The organism is Anaerotignum neopropionicum, assembly GCF_001571775.1.
Taxonomy (GTDB): Bacteria; Bacillota; Clostridia; order Lachnospirales; family Anaerotignaceae; genus Chakrabartyella; species Chakrabartyella neopropionicum.
This window is the reverse complement of sequence record NZ_LRVM01000003.1, coordinates 235,957-254,497: the sequence shown is the minus strand read 5'-3', so window position 1 is coordinate 254,497 and position 18,541 is coordinate 235,957. Positions and strand designations below refer to the sequence as shown.

Genomic DNA, 18,541 nt, shown 5'->3' with positions numbered 1-18,541 from the left:
GTGTCACAATATTTTACATTCAAAGGGATTAATTCTCTTGATATGGGGGTTGTTATGCTGAAAGCACCCTCCATTTATAAACCAACGAAGAAAGTAAATGAAATTGAAATTGCAGGGAGAAACGGTATCTTACATGAGGATACAAATGCTTATGAGAATTACACAAAGGAAGCTGAGTGTCATGTAACAGATAGAAGTAAGATTGATGATATTTGTGCTTGGCTGAATGGTTATGGGGAAGTTACTTTTTCCAGTGAACCAGACAAAGTTTACAAGGCATTCATTAAGAATCAAATACCATTTAATAATATATTGGTGAATTTGAATGATTTTTTAGTGCAATTCGATTGCTTCCCTTTTAAGTATTCTGTGAACCATGCAGACGAAGAAATGAGCCTTACAACAGGGACAACTATCTATAACCAAGGCACAGTTTATAGCGAACCAGTAATCACAATTTATGGCGAAGGGAATATTACGCTCACAATTAATGATGAAGATTATTCTATTACTGGAATTGACGGCTATGTAACAATCAATAGCGAGATACAAGAAGTTTATAAAGATAGCATAAATAAAAATAATTCCTTTTTAGCATTGGATTTCCCTAAATTTCAAGTAGGGGCAAATACAATTAGTTGGACAGGAAACGTAGAAAGAGTAGAAACGCAACCTAATTGGAGGTGGTTATAAGATGGCACAAGTCTATAAGAAGTTAGAAATTGATGTAAATAAAGAAGTTACGGCTATTATTACAGCCGTTCAAAATGATGCCAGTAGCCGATATTTAGATGTGGTTTTGTTAGATGGTAGCACAGCCATTAATCTTACAGGGCATGAGGTTAGAATATATGGGAAAAAAGCAGATGATAAAGAGTTTTATAATAATGGAGAAATTACAAATGCAACGGCAGGAAGATGCCAGTTTGAATTAACAAGTCAAGCGTTAGCAGTAGCGCAGGATTTGGAAGTACAGATTATTATATTTAAGGATAATGTGGAAATTTTGAGTACACAGCCGTTCAAAATCCATGTAGTGGCAAGCCTTATTTCTTCTGGTGCGGTTGAGAGTAGCAACGAATACGGTGCATTGGTTGTGCTATACCAGAACCTTTACGAAGCCTATGATTTAATGACGGATATGGTACAAAATATGGGCACAAAAGGTACGATTGCAACCGAGCGCAATTTGGACACCTTTTGGCAGATGCTAGAATATATGGCTGAATATTTGGATACAGATTTAACCACTTTACTGAATCAAGTGTTATCGGAAGCCAACGTACAAGGGGTGATTGATAGGCTAGGCAATACAGTGGATACAGGTGGCACGACAACAGCAGGGACGGTAATGGGGAAATTGAATGGCTTGCTTAGTGTCAAAAAGTACAAAGTTTATAAAAAATTAACAACAACCACTCCTCCTGGTACCACAAAAATCATTTTATCTGTATCTGGTGCAGGGGAGTTTTACGGATTGCAAGGCACGCTTACAGGTGTAACAGTTATTGCTGACGGAGTTGAATATTCAAACTTGTCTGGAGGTACGAACTATATTTATAAGCCGTCGGTAGCATCGAGCGGGGATGGGCTATTCTGTGAAGCTAATACCAGTTCCAAAACGTCAAATTATTCGACTGGAGTTATGCCGTTTAAGGATTCTTTTGTTGTTGTGGTAAGCGGAAATACGGGCGTAGAAGTGGGTATAGCATATGCTCTGTACGAATAAAGGAGGGGGAGTTATGTATTATAAAAAACAAGGAAATGAGCCACCTGTAATTAAAAGTGGCTGTGCATACACGGAAAGTTATTATTTTGATGGCTATTTGTTTTTGAAATATTCTGTCGGTAATGTACCATCAGAGGGATTAGAAGAAATTACGCAAGAGGAATTTGAAGCGAATAAGCCTGTTATTCCAGAACCAGAACCGCAGCCAACGGAGCAAGATATTCTGCAAGCCGAATTGTTATTGAACCAAATGTCGATTCTGGATAATCAAGGGGCGCAAGATGCGGTTATGGCTGAAATATTACTAGGACAATTGGAGGTGTAAATATGTATGCGATCGTAAAACGGTATTACGATATGGGGCTGTATTCTGCTAGTGATGTAGCAAAATTTGTCAAGGCTAGAAGATTAGTAGCCGAAGAATACAAGCTAATTACAGGGTTGGAATACGAGGTGATTTGATGATTACCATACACGAAAAAAATAGCACAGCATTTGACACATTAGGCTTGGGGGCATTGCTCCCGAGCCTTTGTAGTGTCACAGAGGAATTAAACGGTGTTTATGAGTTGGAATTGCAGCACCCTTATGACGAGTGGGGAAAGTGGGAGAAGCTTGAAAATGGTTACATCCTATGTGTAAGTACGCCAAGGGGAAAACAGGCTTTTCGTATTTATAACATTAAGCCTACTATGGAAAGTATCACAGTGAATGCAAGACATATCTTTTATGATTTACTGGATAATTTTATTCAATCTTGCAGTATCACAGCACAGACACCACAAAGCACATTGAATAGCTTGCAATCAGCGTTTAACTATGCTATGCCATTCACATTCAATACAACACTAACAGGCACAGGAAGTTTAGCAGTATCTAGTATTAATCCCATTTCAGCACTTTTGGGAAGTGGAGAGGACAATGACAGCTTTGTTTCTGTATTTGGCGGTGAAATATTGAGGGATAATTATAATATATCTTTTTTACCCTCTATTGGAAGTGATAAAGGGGTTTCTATCCGATATAGTAAAAACCTTATAGGATTAGAAATTGAAGAAGATATTAGCGAAGTGGCAACAAAAATATTTCCTGTTGGTAAGGATGGATTAATTGGTTCACCTGTGAACAGTACTCATATTAATGATTATCCATACCCTAAAGCTAGAAAATATGAAAATACTTCCCTTACAACACAAGCACAACTTACAGCGTATGCACAAAGTTTATTTAACAGCGGTGTAGACTTGCCAACGGTGAATATTAAAGCAGATTTTCAGTTGTTGGCAAAGACAGAAGAATATAAGAATTTTGCAATACTGGAAGATGTCCAGCTTGGGGACGTTGTGACAGTGGTAAATAGTAAGATGAATTTCAGCAAGAAAGCGCAAGTGATTTCTTATGAGTGGGATTGCTTGCTTGAAAAATATAATTTCGTTGAATTAGGGGATTTTGTCGAAGATATTACAACCAGTATTACCAGTGGGGAGAAAAGCCTTTCTACTGCATTGGGTGCATCTACTGAGGTAAAGCAAGTGTTAAACCTTATCAGCGGTAATATTACCATAGTAAACAATACGCTATATATCAGTATGGATAGTGCAGATTACACACAGGCAACAAAATTATTCCGTTGGGGTACTGGTGGCTTACAATTCAGCAGCACAGGAATAAACGGTACATGGAAAACCATAATTGATAGTAATGGAAATTTAGCAACATAAGGAGTTGAGGGGATGAATCAAGATGAGATGGCAGTTAGAATTGAAAATATAGAAGTACGTCAAGATAAGATGGAGAAAAGGCAAGACGATTTGGAACAGCTTACAAATGCGGTTTCTGTAATGCAAAATGAACAGGAACATATTAAAGAAGATTTAGGTGAAATTAAGGGAGACGTAAAAACTTTAATTGAGAAACCAGCTAAGAGATGGGATAGTATTGTAATGACATCAATTACTGTTGTTGTAGGTGCTTTGGTTGGGTATTTGCTTAGTGGGGGGACGATATAAATATTCATTGTTATGGTATATTTTAGGGTATATAGTGTAATGGCTATATGCCCTTTTTGTTTCTTAAAACTTGCATTCAGTGATGGTTTATGTTATCATTCAGTGATGATATATGTTGAGGTGTTTAACAAAAATCGTAACTGAATTTTCAATGTAAATCTGAGCAAAAAACCTTGAAAAATCAACGTTTAGAAGAAATTAAGAAAATGAGTAAGCTTTTGGATTTGCTGGACGATGATGATGATGTTCAGAATGTATTTCATAACTGGGATGAATAATAAATAAAATCGCCGTAAGCCTTGAAATTACAGGGTTTACGGCTTTATTTTTTGTCTATGCGTACTAAAAACGTACTATTTCATTAAAGCATCTAGTTTTTCACATACTGTCGTTTGCTTGTTAGGGTATAAATGACTGTATACTTCTAAAGTTGTTTTTATGTTTTCGTGTCCCAATCTATCCGCTACTACAAGGGGCTGAAATCCCATTTCGATTAACAAGGATGCATGGGAGTGCCTTAAGTCATGAATACGTATTTGTTTCACACCTGCGGTCTCAGCGTATTTATTTAGTACTACTCGCAAGGTGGGACGGCTGGCAGTTATGAGACGGGTACTTTTGCCACAGTCATATATATGTGATAGATATTCTTCTATTGTTTCACACAAAGCAATAGGGATTTCTACTATCCTTTTACTTTTCTTTGTCTTAGGTGTTAAAATCAGCTCTTCTTTATGGAGTTTAGCATAATTTTTACTTATAGATATTTCTTTCTTAATTAGGTCAATATCTCCAACAGTGAGTGCTAACAGTTCCTCGGAACGCATTCCTGTCCAGAATAATATCTCAAAGGCTAATTTGTACTCAGGGTCTTTTACGGATTCAATGAATTTTTTATATTCATCTAATGTCCAGAATTGTATATCTGCTTTTGGTTTGCCTTGTATCCTTTCGTATATTTTACAAGGATTTGAGGATAGGTTGTAATAACGAACTGCAAAATTAAATATGCATGATATTTGGCCATTCACTTTTTTTAAATATAAATTGCTGTATTCATTAGTTTCTAGGAGCTTATTATTAAACTGTCTTAGCGTGTTCGGTGTGATTTGGTTGATGGGCATATCTCCAAGCTCTGGGATGATCCGATTGTCAACAATTGATCTTTTAATGGCGGACATTGCAACGAGTGCAAATGGTCAGTGGAATAACACTTGCGAGGGCACAGCAGAATTAATAACACTGGGAAAAGCTATTGAAACAATTTAACGTTAGTAGTGGATTGAAGCAATATTATTTAAAGCAAAAGGCAAGGACTTCGCAATGCGTATCTCTTGCCTTTTTTTATTCCTCATGGCAGTGAGGTAATCGTAAGATTGCTTTAGAAAGAAGTAGCTAAAAAAAATTATAGAAAAAAACCTATCACAAATTGCAATAGGTTCCGATATTTTTTCTAGAAACGCTTGAAGTTACAATAATTCCTTATAGCTTTTTATGTATTTGTCGGCAACGGCGCGAATGACACCGCTGTCAGCCTCTGTAACAGGATCTGCAACGGCATAAACGGTAAAGCCCCCTTTTTTTGCTCCCTCAACAGCATAAAGTGCATCCTCGAAAACAATGGTATTTTCCAGATTCCCGCCCAATTTTTCCATGGCAATGCGGAATACTTGGGGGTCAGTTTTATAGTGGCCTGTTTCAGTACAGGTCAGAATGAACTGAAAGTATTTTATAAGGTCAAGACGCTCCAAGGCAGGATGGATATAGCTAGCTTCGGAAGCGGTTAAAACACACATTTTGGTGCCATTTTCTAATTCCTTATCCAAAAATTCTTTTGCATAAGGCTTTAAGGGAATGGTATTTTTATAGGCATCCTCAACATATTGAATGATTTCGTTTATAATTTCCTCAGGCGTATGGGTTACGCCCAAGTCTTTACGGAAATACTCTGCCGTTTGACCGATAGTTTGGGCTTTAACCACACTATGTAAATTTTCAGGTACGGCAAAACCATGGTTTAATAAAAAGTTGCGCCCCGTATTTTTCCAAACAGGCATGGAATCAATTAAAGTGCCGTCAAGGTCAAAGATAATACTTTTCATAAGTTCTCCTTTGTTATCTATATTTATCTGTTTTTTCTGCTATCGTTAAGAGGCCTTGTGGATTATGAAATATTTTCACATAGGATTTGGTGGAGGGGGCGCCTAGTTCCACAGGGATTTCTTGGCAACGCTTTACAATTTCCATTAGGGTTTCTATATCCCCCTCAATCGTGGTTTCAAAAGGTCCAACCATATAGTTGCAACCCGTTGAAGCAATATACTCAATCACACGATCCACAATGACACAGACTTTATCCATTTCTGAAATATCGGGCAAAACCTGTATTGCAATGCTGGTTGTATACATTTTCATTCCTCCTTTTTGTGAAGTGTACCATTTTCTACAAAAAAACTCAACTATTGTGACAGACTTTTTCCCATTGAGGAATATTATTTTTTGTTATTTTTTGTTATAATGTATTTTAGGATAATTGTAAGTGAAATTATATATATAAGGAGAATTGCCATGGAATACCGTATCGAAAAAGACTCTATGGGCGAGGTTAAGGTTCCTATGGGGGTATATTGGGGAGCACAAACCCAAAGAAGTTTTGAAAATTTTAAAATAAGTACCGAAAAAATCCCTATGGAAATCATTTATGCCTTTGCAATTTTAAAAAAAGCTGTTGCCCAAGCAAATAACAAATTAGGCAAGCTGGATGAAAGAAGATGTTCAATTATCGGGCAGGTTTGCGACGAAATTTTGGCAGGGAAGCTTGACGATGCGTTTCCTTTGGTTGTTTGGCAAACAGGCAGCGGCACGCAGTCCAACATGAACGTAAATGAAGTGGTTGCCAATCGTGGGAACGAAATCGCAGGGGAAAAGCTTTTGCATCCCAACGATCATGTGAATATGTCCCAAAGCTCCAATGATACGTTTCCCACAGCCATGCATATTGCTGCCGTCTTGGAAACGAAAAAACAGCTGCTGCCTGCGCTGGAGCGAATGATTACTGAACTGGCACGTTTAGAGGAGGAAAATAAGGGGATTGTCAAAACAGGCAGAACCCATTTGCAGGATGCGACGCCGATAACCTTTTCCCAGGAAATCAGCGGTTGGCGGAATATGTTGCAAAAGGCCAAGGGGATGATTGAAACAAGTCTTGTGGGTGTGCAGGAATTGGCATTAGGCGGAACAGCGGTGGGCACTGGCTTGAATGCGCCAAAGGGTTTTGCTGAAGCGGCGGCGGAAGAAGTTTCCAAGCTGACGGGCGAGCTTTTTATTACCGCAGAAAATAAGTTCCATGCCTTAACGGCAAAGGATGAGCTGGTATTTGCCCATGGAGCGTTAAAGGCGCTGGCTGCAAATTTAATGAAAATTGCAAACGATGTTCGTTGGCTTTCCAGCGGCCCTCGATGCGGTTTAGGCGAAATTTTTATTCCCGAAAATGAGCCGGGAAGCTCCATTATGCCGGGTAAGGTAAACCCAACCCAGTGCGAGGCGGTAACCATGGTGTCTGTTCAGGTCTTGGCAAACGATACAGCCGTTGGTATTTGTGCTTCTCAAGGGAATTTTGAGCTGAATGTGTTTATGCCGGTATGCATTTATAACTTTTTACAATCCGTTCGTCTGTTGGCAGATGGATTGGATTCTTTCCGTGTACATTGTGTGGCAGGTATTCGGGCAAATACGGAGAAAATGAATGAAAATCTCCATCGTTCCCTGATGCTGGTTACTTGCTTGAACCCTTATATTGGCTATGAAAATGCAGCAAAAACAGCGAAAAAGGCGTATATAGAGAACATTTCATTAAAGGAAGCCTGTGTTTCTTTGGGGTTTTTGACAGAAGAAAAATTTGACGAGGTATTTCGTCCTGAAAATATGGTTTGATGGATTCAGACTGGTAAACCTTGGACGTTGCCCAAACCCACTTGCTTTTTGAAAAAAGCAAGACCAAAACTTTTACTTAAACCGCATATTTATGCGGTTTAGATGAGTCAATGTGGCAATGTTAAAGACGTGCCATCTGTCCGCAGGACAGCTTTGCGTAGCAAAGCCCTCAAGGTTTTCATTTTGTCTACGTTCTGAATGAATTATAGGATACCCTATGGGCAATGGTGGTGGGGATTTATCAATGGTTCTTAGGTCTTATAAAATGTCATGTTTTGAATTCAGTTTTGGAATAATAGCGGATAGTAATTTATTAAAAATAGGAGGCACATCCATGAGTATTGAAGAAAAAGCGTTAAAGCTGCATTATGAAATGCAGGGGAAAATAGAAGTGGTTTCCAGAAAAGAGGTCACCACGAGAGAGGATCTATCCTTGCTGTATACCCCAGGGGTTGCAGAGCCTTGTCGAGTGATTGAGAAAAACTATGAGGAATCCTTTCGTTTGACACGCCGCTCCAATTTGGTTGCCGTTGTGACAGATGGCACTGCGGTTCTAGGGTTGGGAGATATCGGCCCTGCGGCTGGTATGCCTGTAATGGAGGGGAAATGCGTATTATTTAAGGAGTTTGGCGGCGTGGATGCATTCCCTCTTTGCATAGACTCCAAGGATGTGGACACCATTGTAAATACAATTTATTTGATCTCCAAAAGCTTTGGCGGTATTAATTTGGAGGATATTTCAGCACCCCGTTGTTTTGAAATTGAGCGCAAGCTGAAAGAAATCTGTGATATTCCCGTATTTCATGATGATCAACACGGGACTGCTATTGTTGTTGCGTCGGCCATGCTCAATGCCATGAAGGTGGTTGGGAAGAAAATGGGGGAAATGAAGATTGTCATTAATGGGGCAGGTGCGGCAGGCATTGCCATTGGTAAGCTTTTAATCTCCATGGGCTTTGGGAATATTGTTATGTGTGACATCAATGGTATTATTTGTGAGGGTGATTCAGACTTAAATGCAGGGCAGGAAGAAATTTCTCATATTAGCAATATCCATAAGGAAAAAGGAAAGTTAGCTGATGCCATGAGGGGAGCCGATGCATTTGTTGGTGTTTCTCGTCCGAACATGGTAACCAAGGAAATGGTAGCTTCCATGAATCAGGGCATTGTTTTTGCCATGGCAAACCCCATCCCTGAAATTATGCCTGATGAAGCACTGGCCGCAGGTGCGGCAGTTGTTGGCACCGGGCGTTCGGATTTTCCTAATCAAATTAACAATGTTTTGATTTTCCCGGGAATTTTCAAGGGAGCGCTAGCTGTTCGTGCTAAGGAAATTACAGAGGGGATGAAGCAAAGGGCGGCCTATGCAATTGCGGCGATGATTCCTGAGGACAAGCTGCATAAAGAAAATATTATTCCTTCTGCACTGGATAAATCCGTTGCCGATGCCGTGGCGAAAGCTGTTGCTGATGTAGCAATTGAAGAGGGGATTGCTCGTATAAAACCGGAATGATTTCCCGGGCGGGGATACACCTCTTTTGAAGGTACGTTTTTGTGAAGCGTAAGGGCAGTAGATGCTATTAGCAAAAAGGACAGGCTTTTTTACACAAAAGTCTGTCCTTTTTGAAACTACCTAGGAATTAGGAGCTTCCTTTGCGGTTAATGCTTTTTCAAAAATCGCAAGGAAGTTAGCATCATCTGTTTTTGTCCGTTTTGGAATATGTCCGCCACGGCCCTTTTTTTGCCGCCGCATTTCCCGGGAAAGATGTCGCTCAAAAAGCATACGTTCAATATTCTCAGCTGTATAAAAAAATCCGTTGGGGTGAATTACCGTGGCTTTTTTTGCCAAAATCAGTGTAGCTAAGCCGTAATCGGCAGTGATACAGAGATCGCCTTTTTCCGTTCGGTTGGCAATGGCAAGGTCTGCACTATCAGCCCCTTGGTCAACGGTCACCACATGAACATTTTCTTCGGGATAAAATAAAACATGAGAAGCATCCGTTACCATATAAACCTGGATATTATATTTTTTTGATGTGTCCACAATCATTTCTTTTACAGGGCAAGCATCAGCATCAACAAGAACCTTCATGGTAGTCTCCTTTCGCAGCAAGCTTTTGCGAATAAATTTTACTTGTTATATGTGGTGGAGGCCTTCTATTACATGAAGGCATTACTGTAATTAAAATTAAAAACCTAATTCTTCACCAACTACAATTACTTTAATCCTTTTTGCTGGTTTACATAATCGTGTGATTAAAACCTGAGCACAAATACAATCAGGAGAGGTACAGTTATGGCAGGAGCCTGTTGCAACACAAGGCGTTTTCCCCATAAAACGGAAAGCGTTGATGGGGGCTGCAACACTTCTTGCACGAGCAACTGCTCCATCAAGATTTTGTGCAACTTTGTTAATGCCGCAGATAACGACTACATTTTTGGGGCCAAAGCTCATGGCAGCAACACGGTTGCCTGTACCGTCAATGTTTACCAAAATACCATCTGCGGAGATTGCATTGGTGCTGGTAATAAAATAATCAGTCAAAAGACCTTTTCGATGTAACTCTGCCATTTCTTCCGGGGATTTTGCCAAATCCCGATCAATCACTTCGTATTCACCGTCATGGAAAGCTTTAGTAAGACCCAGATCGCGAATAGTCATAGAACCTCCCCAAGATATGGAGCTTTTTTCAGGGACTAACGAAAGCGCTTTTTCCAGGGCTTCTTTTGCGGTAGGACAGTAATATGCTTCAAAATATCTTGCTTCCAATTTTGCTACTAGGGTTTTTCCCAATGCTTCTTTTCTTTTTTCAACTGGTGTACTCATTAAACGATCTCCTTTCGTTTTTTAATAGATAGTTGTATTTTACCATATATTTTATGAAAACCAATACTTGAAAGCGAAGTTTTCTCATTTTTGTGTGGAGGGCTACGTTTTATTCATTGAATCAGGCTGAATTATTTTGTGTGTTTTTTGTGAAGTATTAGGGCAACACCGCACAATTCGCGGCTGCCGCATTGTACCCCCATCTACTTGCATCTTTTCCGTCAGTCTGCACAAAAATGCTCGTAAATACCTCCAGTATTCACTGCGCTTTTTGTTTTGCCTGACGAAAAATTCTGACTTCGCATCTGGACGCGCAGAGTTATGGGGTATTATTTTAGAAAAAACAGATTTGGAGAAGGTGTTTTTCTTCAAAAGGATGAAAAAACGAACATTCATGCTTTGGTCAGTTAAAGAAAGGGCTTTGCTGCTTAAAAATACTTTTTTAATCCATTTCCGCATTTATATAATAAATTACATCTGTTTTTTGTTGCAAAGGAATTGTGTTTTGTATTATGATAGGGAGAAGAATTGAGAAATGAGGGAGCTTCATGGCGAAAACAATTGAGAGCCATCAAAATAAAATTTACAAATACATAAAGAGCTTAAGTCAGAAGAAAAATCGAGATAAAGAAGGTTTATTTCTCGCGGAAGGTGTGCGCTTTGTTTCCGAAATTCCTCCAAATTGGGAAGTTGAAATGTTTGTTATTACGAAAGCATTTACAATGGAAAATGATATTCGGAATTTTGATAAGAGGGCGGAAACATATATTGTTACGGAAGAATTGTTTTTACCATTGTCAGATACGGAGAATCCTCAAGGAGTTTTGGCTGTTTGCAAGAAGCAAAGGGAGGGACAGGAAGAAATATGGAAAAGGGATGCACCCTTTTTCCTGTTGGCCGAGGCGTTGAACGATCCAGGAAACCTAGGGACAGTCATTCGTACAGCGGATGCCAGCGGCGTGGATGGGATTTTCCTGTCAAAAGGCAGTGTTGATGTATATAATCCAAAGGTTTTGCGTGCAACAATGGGTTCTATATTTCATGTGCCTGTCTTTCAAAATGTAGATTTAAAGGAAATCACCCTGAAAATGAAAGAAAAGAACATTTCGTTGTATGCTGCTCATTTAAAAGGGGATTGCTATCCGTATCAGCTGCCGTTGGAAAAAGGTTGTGCTTTTTTGATTGGCAACGAGGCGAGAGGGCTTTCCCACGAAGCGACAAACCTATGTGACCGTTGGGTAAGGATTCCTATGCCTGGGAAGGCGGAGTCTTTAAATGCCTCCATTGCCGCTGGAGTACTGATGTATGAGGTAGTGCGCCAAAGGTTGAAGTAGAAATCCTGTGGTGAAGGAAGATATTCAGATTGAAGAGTTTCGTATAAAATGGTTTTATGAAAGTAGTTTTTGTAAACCTGAACGAACAAAGGTTTTTGAAAAATAAAGAAAATTTTAAGCAAAAAGAAAAAGGCGGAATCCAGCCTTTTTCTTTTTGAGCAATTATTTCGTTGCTGGATCGACGGATACTGTGGGTAAATGGGAGAGGTTATTGTCCTCTGTTCCATCGGGGATGGATTTTAAATATTCTGTGTCCCCACGGTGGGCGATACCAACGCCTGCTATGCCGCCTTGACGCGCCAATTTTATGGCATCCTTCTTTTCAACAATCGTGTCATCAGAAAGACGGTAGCCTTTTACTTTCCCACTTTTCTTAACTAGCCCCGTGATTTTTTGGGCATTGGGATTTGCCGAAGGAATATCATCCAGTGTATTTTTTGCCAAAGCTTCTGTCAGTTCATTTTTTTCTAGAGTAAAAGCCATAACAACTCCTCCTTTTTGTATTATTGTATCCCATATTAAGAGAATTATCGTTTGAATAAGCATTTTTGTTATATTATAATTTGTGAAACACAAAAGGTGAGGTTTTCTTGGTTAAAAAAATAGAAAAGAAATTTTTTGGTTTCATTCTTAAAGTTGTTTTACATTTTTATATAAAAAATAGCAAGAAGATTCTTAAATATACAAGTTGACAAATATCACGATTTGTGATATTTTAATAACAAAGAAAGAAATGGGGAAAAATTTATGTTTTATTAAATTGCTTTGATTTTTTAATCAAAGTGATTTTTTTTGAAAGGCAAAACCCTTGTTTTCTAGGGAGTTCATATATGTTTTGTTTGTTTTCCACAAAAATTAAAAAAATAAGGGTTTACAGACAAATGTCTTTGTGGTAGTATGTTTAAAAATAACCAAATACCAAAAATAATTGTGAAAGAGGTTGCGAATATGAATTCAAACAGTTTTGCTGCAACTACATACTTTTATTTTTACCGTGTTTTCAGAGATTCAAAGTGAATTTTACTGTGAGAAAAGACGGTTAGTTTTGTTGGTTTTTTCGAATATGAAGGCTTATAAAGGCTTCGCAGTGAAATTCACTGCGGAGTCTTTCTTTTTTATATCGAGAAACCAAAAACTGTATGTATTGATTCTAAATATTACAAAATTTCTTTCAGATTAGTAAACGATGAACATAATTTAAGGAGGATAAAGACATGATCGTAGTATTGAAAAATGGAACAAAGCCGGAGCAAATTGATAATTTAAAGGCATGGTTAAAAAGTATGGGTATTGATACGCATATGTCAGTTGGTGTGAACCATACGATTGTTGGGTTGGTAGGAGATACTTCCAATGTGGACGTGGATTTAGTTCGTTCCCTAGATATTGTAGAAAAAGTGCAGAGAATTCAGGAGCCTTTTAAAAATGCAAACAAGAAATTTCATAATGAAAGATTGGTTGTTGATGTAAATGGTGTAAAAATTGGCGGCGGCGAATTTCAGATTATTGCAGGGCCTTGCTCCGTTGAATCCAGAGAACAGGTTTGCTACGTTGCCGAATGTGTAAAGAAATCAGGGGCAGGATTTTTGCGCGGGGGCGCTTTCAAACCTCGTACTTCCCCATATGCGTTCCAAGGCTTACAAGCAGAAGGCATTAACCTTTTGCAGGAGGCAAAAAAGATGACAGGCCTGCCCATTGTTTCTGAAATTATGAATATTACACATTTGCCTTTATTCGATCCTGTAGATGTGGTTCAGGTTGGTGCAAGAAATATGCAAAATTTCGAATTGCTGAAGGAGTTGGGCAGAACGAACAAGGTGATTCTTTTAAAAAGAGGTTTGGCAAACACCATTGATGAATTATTAATGAGTGCAGAATACATTATGGCCGGAGGGAATGAAAACGTAATCCTTTGTGAAAGAGGAATTCGTACATTTGAAACAAGAACAAGAAATACCTTGGATCTTTCCATTATCCCTGTTTTGAAGAAGTTAACACATTTGCCTGTAGTCATTGACCCTAGCCATGCTTTGGGATACTCTTATATGGTAAAGCCTATGGCGTTGGCGGCAACAGCTGCAGGGGCAGATGGCTTGATGATTGAGGTGCACAACGATCCTCCACATGCATTATGCGATGGTGCGCAGTCTTTGACACCTGATGCATTTGATGATGTAGCAAAGGCGGTATTTCAGATAAGACCGTTTGCTTGCAAATTTGACGATTAATTGTAATTGAAAGCAGTATTGTCAAAAATGAAGAGCTTCTTTGGAAAAGGCCAAGGAAAGTCTTTTTGAAAAAAGCAGAATAGGAGATTGAGGTGAGCATATGAAAATTGGCGTTATCGGCTTGGGGCTGATTGGCGGTTCTATGGCAAAGGCGATAAAACAAAAAACGGAGCATATGGTTTTTGGTTGGGATCAATCTGAAAGTGTGCGTTACAGCGCAAGGCTGGCAGAGGGGGTACACGATATTTTGGAAGATGGAGATCCTTCTGGTTGTGATTTGGTTATCATTGCGTTATATCCAAGTGCAACGGTGGATTATGTGAATAAATTTGCATCCAATTTTAAAAAAGGAGCAATGGTAGTTGACTGTGCAGGCGTTAAACGGGAGGTTTGCCAGCCCCTTGAAGCAGTTGCAAAGGATAATGGGTTTATTTTCTGCGGTGCCCATCCCATGGCAGGGATTGAACGCAGCGGCTTTACCTATTCAACTTCTGCATTATTTGAAGGTGCAACGATGATTTTAACGCCTTATACAGGTACAGACATTGCGCCAATGAATGAGTTAAGCCTATTTTTTAAAAGCCTTGGCTTTGCTAAAATGCAGGTAGCTACGGATGCAGAGCATGACCAGATGATCGCATATACTTCTCAGCTGGCGCACGTTGTGTCCAGTGCGTATATTAAAAGCGAGCTATCTCCCAAGTTTAAAGGGTTTTCTGCCGGGAGCTTTCACGATATGACCCGCGTGGCGAAGCTGAATGAAACCATGTGGACAGAATTATTTTTAGATAACAACGATTTTCTTGCCAATGAAATTGATGATCTGATTGCCCGTTTACAGGAGTATAGCAAGGCAATTAGGGGAAAAGATAGTGAAAAGCTTAAGTCTATGCTAAAAGAGGGCAAGGAAAAACGTCTTGCCATTGACGAAGTAAAAGAATTTGAATGAGGTTGCCTATGAGAAGTGTGAAGGTAAATACATCAACAGAGTATGACATTTTAATTGGAAAGGGCTTGCTGACACAGGTTGGCAAAGAGGTTTCCAAGCGGGTTGCGCCTTGCAAAGCTGCAATGATTACGGATAGTAAGGTGGACTCCTTATTTTCGGCAACGGTAGCCCTTTCCTTGGCGGATGCAGGGTTTTCTGTGTGTAAATTTGTTTTCCCCCAGGGGGAGGGTTCCAAAAATATTGGAACATTGAGCGAAATTTTGGAATTTCTTGCCGAAAACGAAATGACAAGGCAGGATATAATCATTGCCTTAGGCGGCGGCGTTGTAGGCGATATGTCTGGGTTTGCCGCTGCTATTTACCAAAGGGGAATTAAGTTTGTGCAAATCCCCACCACTTTTTTGGCGGCGGTGGATTCCTCCGTTGGGGGAAAAACTGCCATCGATTTAAAGGCTGGCAAAAATTTGGCAGGAGCATTTTATCAGCCGAAGCTGGTACTATGTGACACCAATGCGTTGTTGACCTTGCCAAAAGAGGTTTTTGCCGATGGCGTTGCTGAGACATTGAAATACGGTGTAATCGGGGATGAAAAATTATTCCATAAAGTCGAATCCTTGGAGTTTATGCAAGACTTGGAAGAAACCATAGAAATTTGCGTTTCTATGAAGCGTGACATTGTGATGCGAGATGAATTTGACAATGGAGAACGACAATTATTAAACCTTGGGCATACCTTGGGTCATTCCATAGAAAAATTAAGCAATTTCACCATATCCCATGGCCATGCCGTTGCCATTGGTCTACATCTGATTGCCAAGGCGGCTGAGGCAAAGGGTATAGCAGAGTGTGGACTTGCTGAACGAATTTGCAAGGCTTTGGTGAAAAATGGATTGCCAATACAAACGGATTTTTCTGTACGGCAAATTGCCCAAGGTGCGTTCATGGATAAAAAACGCAGAGGCGGCACAATCAGCTTTGTTTTCCCAGAGAAAATTGGAAAATGCCGTATTGAGAAGGTTCCTATAGAAGAAGTAGGGCAGTTAGTGACTGTGGCGATGAAAAGCAGGTGAAACGTGTGAATATAAAAATCGGAAAAAGTACCCTTAAGGGGAATATAAAGGTGATTTCCTCCAAATCAGATGCCCATCGTTTGCTGATTGCGGCGGCTTTGGCCGATCATCCAACAAAAATTTTGTTGGAGGGATGGAATAACGATATTGAAGCTACAAAAAACTGCATGGAAGCCTTAGGCTGCAAAATAAAACGAAATGGGAACGGCATGGAGGTTATGCCTCTTTGGGTGGCAGAAACAAAGGATATTGTTTTGGATTGTGGGGAAAGTGGCTCTACCCTGCGTTTTTTGCTCCCCGTTGTGGCGGCTTTAGGTAAACAAGCCATTGTTGAAGGGCAAGGAAGGCTGCCAGAAAGACCCATTGGCATTTTACTTGAGGAGTTAAGAAGGCATGGCTGTGTGGTAAAGGAAGATTCGTTACCCCTTGAAATGAGCGGAGGGATGAGGGGCGGCGTATTTACACTACCCGGAAATGTCAGCTCTCAATTTATTACAGGACTTTTGTTTGCCCTTCCGTTGCTGGAAAAAGACAGCCAAATTCGTCTTACCACAAAAATGGAGTCCAGAGGCTATGTAGACATGACATTAGAAACCTTGAAAGCGTTTGGCATTATTATTGACGAGCAGGAATGGGGTTTCTTCATAAAAGGTGGTCAAATCTACCGTTCTCCTAGGGAAATATCAGCTGAGGGTGATTGGTCAGGCGCGGCATTTTGGGTTGTTGCCGGTGGCATTGGCGGAGAAATCAACTGTACCGGATTACGGAAGGATTCTTGTCAAGGTGATAAAGAAATTGTTCCCATCATGGAACGTTTTGGCGCTCGGGTAGGGTGGCAGGAAAATACCGTTAAGGTTTCCTCGGGAAAATTAAGGGGAATTGACATAGATGCCGCTCAGATTCCAGATTTGGTGCCCATTCTTTGTACGGCAGCCGCTTTGGCTGAGGGGAAAACGCTGATTTATAATGCAGGCAGACTGCGTATCAAGGAAAGTGACCGCCTAAAGGCTATGGCGGAGGGACTGCAAAGGCTGGGTGTAAGCGTAACCCAACAGCCTGATTCTATTTTAATTGAAGGCGGAAATGTAATGCCTTCGGAGGAGGTTGTTTTGGATTCCTATGATGACCATAGAATTGTTATGGCCCTTGCCATTGCGGCGGCGGCTTTGGGGGTGGATGCGGTGATTGAACGAGCCGAAGCTGTTTCCAAGTCTTATCCCACATTTTTTGCGGAATTTACCAGATTAGGGGGTGCTGCGGATGTCTTCTAGCTTTGGAGATAGGGTGAAAATCAGTATATTTGGACAATCCCATTCCGAGGCTATCGGTGTTGTGATTGACGGTCTGCCCGTTGGAGAGGAAATTGATTTGGAGGCGGCACAACGATTTCTTGATCGAAGAGCACCAGGCAAAAATGCCTATTCCACCCCCAGAAAAGAGGGGGATCAGGTTCGGGTGGTTTCGGGGCTGTTTGATAGCAAAACCTGTGGTGCGCCAATTTGCGCCATGATAGAAAACACAAATACCCGTTCCAAGGACTACGCCCAGCTAAAGGACATGCCAAGGCCTGGACACGCGGATTTTACCGCTGAAATAAAGTACCATGGCTTTCAAGATTACCGAGGGGGCGGACATTTTTCCGGCAGATTAACTGCGCCCCTATGCTTTGCCGGAGCGGTTTGCCTGCAAATTTTGGAGCGCAGAGGAATTTCAATCGGCGCCCATATTCTTTCTATTCACGAGCAAAAAGATAAGAGTTTTGATGCTGTGTATATTACCAAGGAAGAATTGGCCGAAGTGGTTTCAAAAGAATTCCCTACCATTGAAGATGGAGCGGGGGAAGAAATGAAGGCAATTATTCAAAAAGCCAGAGAAGAAGGGGATTCCGTTGGCGGTGTGATTGAATGCGTTGCCATAGGATTGCCCGTTGGTATTGGTGAGCCCATGTTTGATGGGTTGGAAAGTAAGCTTTCCTCCATAGTATTTGCCATTCCCGCAGTCAAAGGCATAGAATTTGGCGAAGGGTTTGGGGTTGCAACGCTTTTTGGTTCCCAAAATAATGATTTGTTTTATATAGAAGAAACAGGCAAAATCAAGACAAAAACAAACCATCATGGCGGTAGTTTGGGTGGTATTTCCAGCGGAATGCCCTTAGTCATTCGCACCGCATTTAAGCCTACACCGTCGATTAGTAAAAATCAAGCTACGGTGAGCCTTGAAAAGGGGAAAAATACCACGTTAAGCGTAACAGGACGTCATGATCCTTGTATTGTTCCCAGAGCAGTACCTTGTGTAGAGGCAGCAATGGCAATTGCCCTCTTGGATTTATACGAGCTGTTTCAATAAAACTTGGCTTGAGCTTGCTTTTTTGATAACTTAAATCGGCTTTAATATAGCCTTTGTGACGGATATGGATTACACAGAAACATTTATTTATTAGCCAAGAGAAAAAATCTCTTGGG

The 18,541-nt window shown here is 40.3% G+C and carries 20 protein-coding genes and 1 pseudogene; 15 read left to right on the top strand and 6 right to left on the bottom strand.

From position 1 onward, the window contains the following. From CLNEO_RS06820 to CLNEO_RS16510, 7 genes and pseudogenes are all read left to right on the top strand, one after another. Entirely contained in the window at positions 1–693 is a 693-nt protein-coding gene (locus CLNEO_RS06820; RefSeq protein ID WP_083531891.1) for a phage tail domain-containing protein, read from the top strand. 1 nt (position 694) lies between these two features. After that, on the top strand, positions 695–1,729 hold the full coding sequence (locus CLNEO_RS06815; RefSeq protein ID WP_066086353.1) for a BppU family phage baseplate upper protein: 1,035 nt from the start codon (positions 695–697) through the stop codon (positions 1,727–1,729). Between the two features lie 13 nt (positions 1,730–1,742). Then, entirely contained in the window at positions 1,743–2,054 is a 312-nt protein-coding gene (locus tag CLNEO_RS06810; RefSeq protein ID WP_066086350.1) for a hypothetical protein, read from the top strand. Positions 2,055–2,056: 2 nt separating this feature from the next. After that, entirely contained in the window at positions 2,057–2,191 is a 135-nt protein-coding gene (locus CLNEO_RS15360; protein WP_083531822.1) for an XkdX family protein, read from the top strand. Next, a complete protein-coding gene (locus CLNEO_RS06805) occupies positions 2,191–3,450 on the top strand; it encodes a phage tail spike protein (RefSeq protein ID WP_066086343.1) in 1,260 nt (419 codons plus the stop codon). Before CLNEO_RS15360 ends, CLNEO_RS06805 begins: the two co-directional genes overlap by 1 nt. Before the next feature lie 12 nt (positions 3,451–3,462). After that, positions 3,463–3,738 (top strand): hypothetical protein, encoded by a 276-nt coding sequence (locus CLNEO_RS06800; protein ID WP_066086340.1) that lies wholly within the window; start codon positions 3,463–3,465, stop codon positions 3,736–3,738. 191 nt (positions 3,739–3,929) lie between these two features. Continuing rightward, positions 3,930–4,016: pseudogene (locus CLNEO_RS16510) on the top strand (YebC/PmpR family DNA-binding transcriptional regulator); the annotation flags it as partial. 75 nt (positions 4,017–4,091) lie between these two features. On the opposite strand, the gene CLNEO_RS06795 reads toward CLNEO_RS16510, so the two are convergent. From CLNEO_RS06795 to CLNEO_RS06785, 3 genes are all read right to left on the bottom strand, one after another. Continuing rightward, positions 4,092–4,862 carry a site-specific integrase gene (locus CLNEO_RS06795; RefSeq protein ID WP_066086337.1) on the bottom strand — a complete coding sequence of 257 codons (771 nt, stop codon included), beginning with the start codon at positions 4,860–4,862 and terminating at the stop codon, positions 4,092–4,094. A gap of 345 nt (positions 4,863–5,207) precedes the next feature. Further along, positions 5,208–5,840: an HAD family hydrolase gene (locus CLNEO_RS06790; protein ID WP_066086334.1), complete on the bottom strand. Its 633-nt coding sequence runs from the start codon at positions 5,838–5,840 to the stop codon at positions 5,208–5,210. Between the two features lie 13 nt (positions 5,841–5,853). Continuing rightward, a complete protein-coding gene (locus tag CLNEO_RS06785; protein WP_066086332.1) occupies positions 5,854–6,147 on the bottom strand; it encodes a thiamine-binding protein in 294 nt (97 codons plus the stop codon). Positions 6,148–6,306: 159 nt separating this feature from the next. Between CLNEO_RS06785 and fumC the strand changes: the two genes are divergently transcribed. Further along, complete coding sequence (gene fumC, locus CLNEO_RS06780) at positions 6,307–7,671, top strand: class II fumarate hydratase (RefSeq protein ID WP_066086329.1); 1,365 nt, start codon at positions 6,307–6,309, stop codon at positions 7,669–7,671. Between the two features lie 334 nt (positions 7,672–8,005). Further along, positions 8,006–9,184, top strand: a complete 1,179-nt coding sequence (locus CLNEO_RS06775; RefSeq protein WP_066086327.1) for an NAD(P)-dependent malic enzyme — start codon at positions 8,006–8,008, stop codon at positions 9,182–9,184. Between the two features lie 120 nt (positions 9,185–9,304). Here CLNEO_RS06775 and CLNEO_RS06770 read toward each other — a convergent pair whose 3' ends face one another. Both CLNEO_RS06770 and CLNEO_RS06765 read right to left on the bottom strand, forming a co-directional pair. Beyond that, complete coding sequence (locus CLNEO_RS06770) at positions 9,305–9,763, bottom strand: YaiI/YqxD family protein (RefSeq protein WP_066086324.1); 459 nt, start codon at positions 9,761–9,763, stop codon at positions 9,305–9,307. Between the two features lie 96 nt (positions 9,764–9,859). Beyond that, positions 9,860–10,498 (bottom strand): lactate utilization protein, encoded by a 639-nt coding sequence (locus CLNEO_RS06765; RefSeq protein ID WP_066086322.1) that lies wholly within the window; start codon positions 10,496–10,498, stop codon positions 9,860–9,862. A 548-nt stretch (positions 10,499–11,046) separates the two neighbouring features. Between CLNEO_RS06765 and CLNEO_RS06760 the strand changes: the two genes are divergently transcribed. After that, entirely contained in the window at positions 11,047–11,832 is a 786-nt protein-coding gene (locus CLNEO_RS06760; RefSeq protein WP_066086320.1) for a TrmH family RNA methyltransferase, read from the top strand. A 162-nt stretch (positions 11,833–11,994) separates the two neighbouring features. On the opposite strand, the gene CLNEO_RS06755 is transcribed toward CLNEO_RS06760, so the two are convergent. Then, the gene (locus CLNEO_RS06755) at positions 11,995–12,315 is read right to left on the bottom strand and encodes a DUF3892 domain-containing protein (RefSeq protein ID WP_066086317.1); all 321 of its coding nucleotides are present in this window, start codon (positions 12,313–12,315) and stop codon (positions 11,995–11,997) included. A gap of 731 nt (positions 12,316–13,046) precedes the next feature. Between CLNEO_RS06755 and aroF the strand changes: the two genes are divergently transcribed. The 5 genes from aroF to aroC all read left to right on the top strand — a co-directional run bounded on the left by aroF (position 13,047) and on the right by aroC (position 18,425). Then, positions 13,047–14,060 carry a 3-deoxy-7-phosphoheptulonate synthase gene (gene aroF, locus CLNEO_RS06750; RefSeq protein WP_066086316.1) on the top strand — a complete coding sequence of 338 codons (1,014 nt, stop codon included), beginning with the start codon at positions 13,047–13,049 and terminating at the stop codon, positions 14,058–14,060. A gap of 100 nt (positions 14,061–14,160) precedes the next feature. Beyond that, positions 14,161–15,009 (top strand): prephenate dehydrogenase, encoded by an 849-nt coding sequence (locus CLNEO_RS06745; protein ID WP_066086314.1) that lies wholly within the window; start codon positions 14,161–14,163, stop codon positions 15,007–15,009. Between the two features lie 8 nt (positions 15,010–15,017). Continuing rightward, positions 15,018–16,079 (top strand): 3-dehydroquinate synthase, encoded by a 1,062-nt coding sequence (aroB, locus tag CLNEO_RS06740; RefSeq protein ID WP_066086312.1) that lies wholly within the window; start codon positions 15,018–15,020, stop codon positions 16,077–16,079. Between the two features lie 5 nt (positions 16,080–16,084). Beyond that, a complete protein-coding gene (gene aroA / locus CLNEO_RS06735; RefSeq protein WP_066086310.1) occupies positions 16,085–17,350 on the top strand; it encodes a 3-phosphoshikimate 1-carboxyvinyltransferase in 1,266 nt (421 codons plus the stop codon). Further along, positions 17,340–18,425, top strand: coding sequence for a chorismate synthase (gene aroC, locus CLNEO_RS06730; RefSeq protein WP_066086307.1), 1,086 nt, complete (start codon positions 17,340–17,342; stop codon positions 18,423–18,425). The genes aroA and aroC overlap by 11 nt, the downstream gene beginning before the upstream one ends. Positions 18,426–18,541: the final 116 nt, after the last annotated feature.

What these genes read in the sequence shown, in the direction of transcription:
- CLNEO_RS06805 (WP_066086343.1), top strand. Translation starts at nt 2,191, where the DNA reads ATGATTACCATACACGAAAAAAATAGCACAGCATTTGACACATTAGGC.
- CLNEO_RS06810 (WP_066086350.1), top strand. Translation starts at nt 1,743, where the DNA reads ATGTATTATAAAAAACAAGGAAATGAGCCACCTGTAATTAAAAGTGGC.
- CLNEO_RS06765 (WP_066086322.1), bottom strand. Translation starts at nt 10,498, where the DNA reads ATGAGTACACCAGTTGAAAAAAGAAAAGAAGCATTGGGAAAAACCCTA.
- aroB (WP_066086312.1), top strand. Translation starts at nt 15,018, where the DNA reads ATGAGAAGTGTGAAGGTAAATACATCAACAGAGTATGACATTTTAATT.
- CLNEO_RS06745 (WP_066086314.1), top strand. Translation starts at nt 14,161, where the DNA reads ATGAAAATTGGCGTTATCGGCTTGGGGCTGATTGGCGGTTCTATGGCA.
- aroF (WP_066086316.1), top strand. Translation starts at nt 13,047, where the DNA reads ATGATCGTAGTATTGAAAAATGGAACAAAGCCGGAGCAAATTGATAAT.
- CLNEO_RS06790 (WP_066086334.1), bottom strand. Translation starts at nt 5,840, where the DNA reads ATGAAAAGTATTATCTTTGACCTTGACGGCACTTTAATTGATTCCATG.
- CLNEO_RS06800 (WP_066086340.1), top strand. Translation starts at nt 3,463, where the DNA reads ATGAATCAAGATGAGATGGCAGTTAGAATTGAAAATATAGAAGTACGT.
- fumC (WP_066086329.1), top strand. Translation starts at nt 6,307, where the DNA reads ATGGAATACCGTATCGAAAAAGACTCTATGGGCGAGGTTAAGGTTCCT.
- CLNEO_RS15360 (WP_083531822.1), top strand. Translation starts at nt 2,057, where the DNA reads ATGTATGCGATCGTAAAACGGTATTACGATATGGGGCTGTATTCTGCT.
- CLNEO_RS06770 (WP_066086324.1), bottom strand. Translation starts at nt 9,763, where the DNA reads ATGAAGGTTCTTGTTGATGCTGATGCTTGCCCTGTAAAAGAAATGATT.
- aroC (WP_066086307.1), top strand. Translation starts at nt 17,340, where the DNA reads ATGTCTTCTAGCTTTGGAGATAGGGTGAAAATCAGTATATTTGGACAA.
- CLNEO_RS06755 (WP_066086317.1), bottom strand. Translation starts at nt 12,315, where the DNA reads ATGGCTTTTACTCTAGAAAAAAATGAACTGACAGAAGCTTTGGCAAAA.
- CLNEO_RS06775 (WP_066086327.1), top strand. Translation starts at nt 8,006, where the DNA reads ATGAGTATTGAAGAAAAAGCGTTAAAGCTGCATTATGAAATGCAGGGG.
- CLNEO_RS06795 (WP_066086337.1), bottom strand. Translation starts at nt 4,862, where the DNA reads ATGCCCATCAACCAAATCACACCGAACACGCTAAGACAGTTTAATAAT.
- CLNEO_RS06785 (WP_066086332.1), bottom strand. Translation starts at nt 6,147, where the DNA reads ATGTATACAACCAGCATTGCAATACAGGTTTTGCCCGATATTTCAGAA.
- CLNEO_RS06760 (WP_066086320.1), top strand. Translation starts at nt 11,047, where the DNA reads ATGGCGAAAACAATTGAGAGCCATCAAAATAAAATTTACAAATACATA.
- CLNEO_RS06815 (WP_066086353.1), top strand. Translation starts at nt 695, where the DNA reads ATGGCACAAGTCTATAAGAAGTTAGAAATTGATGTAAATAAAGAAGTT.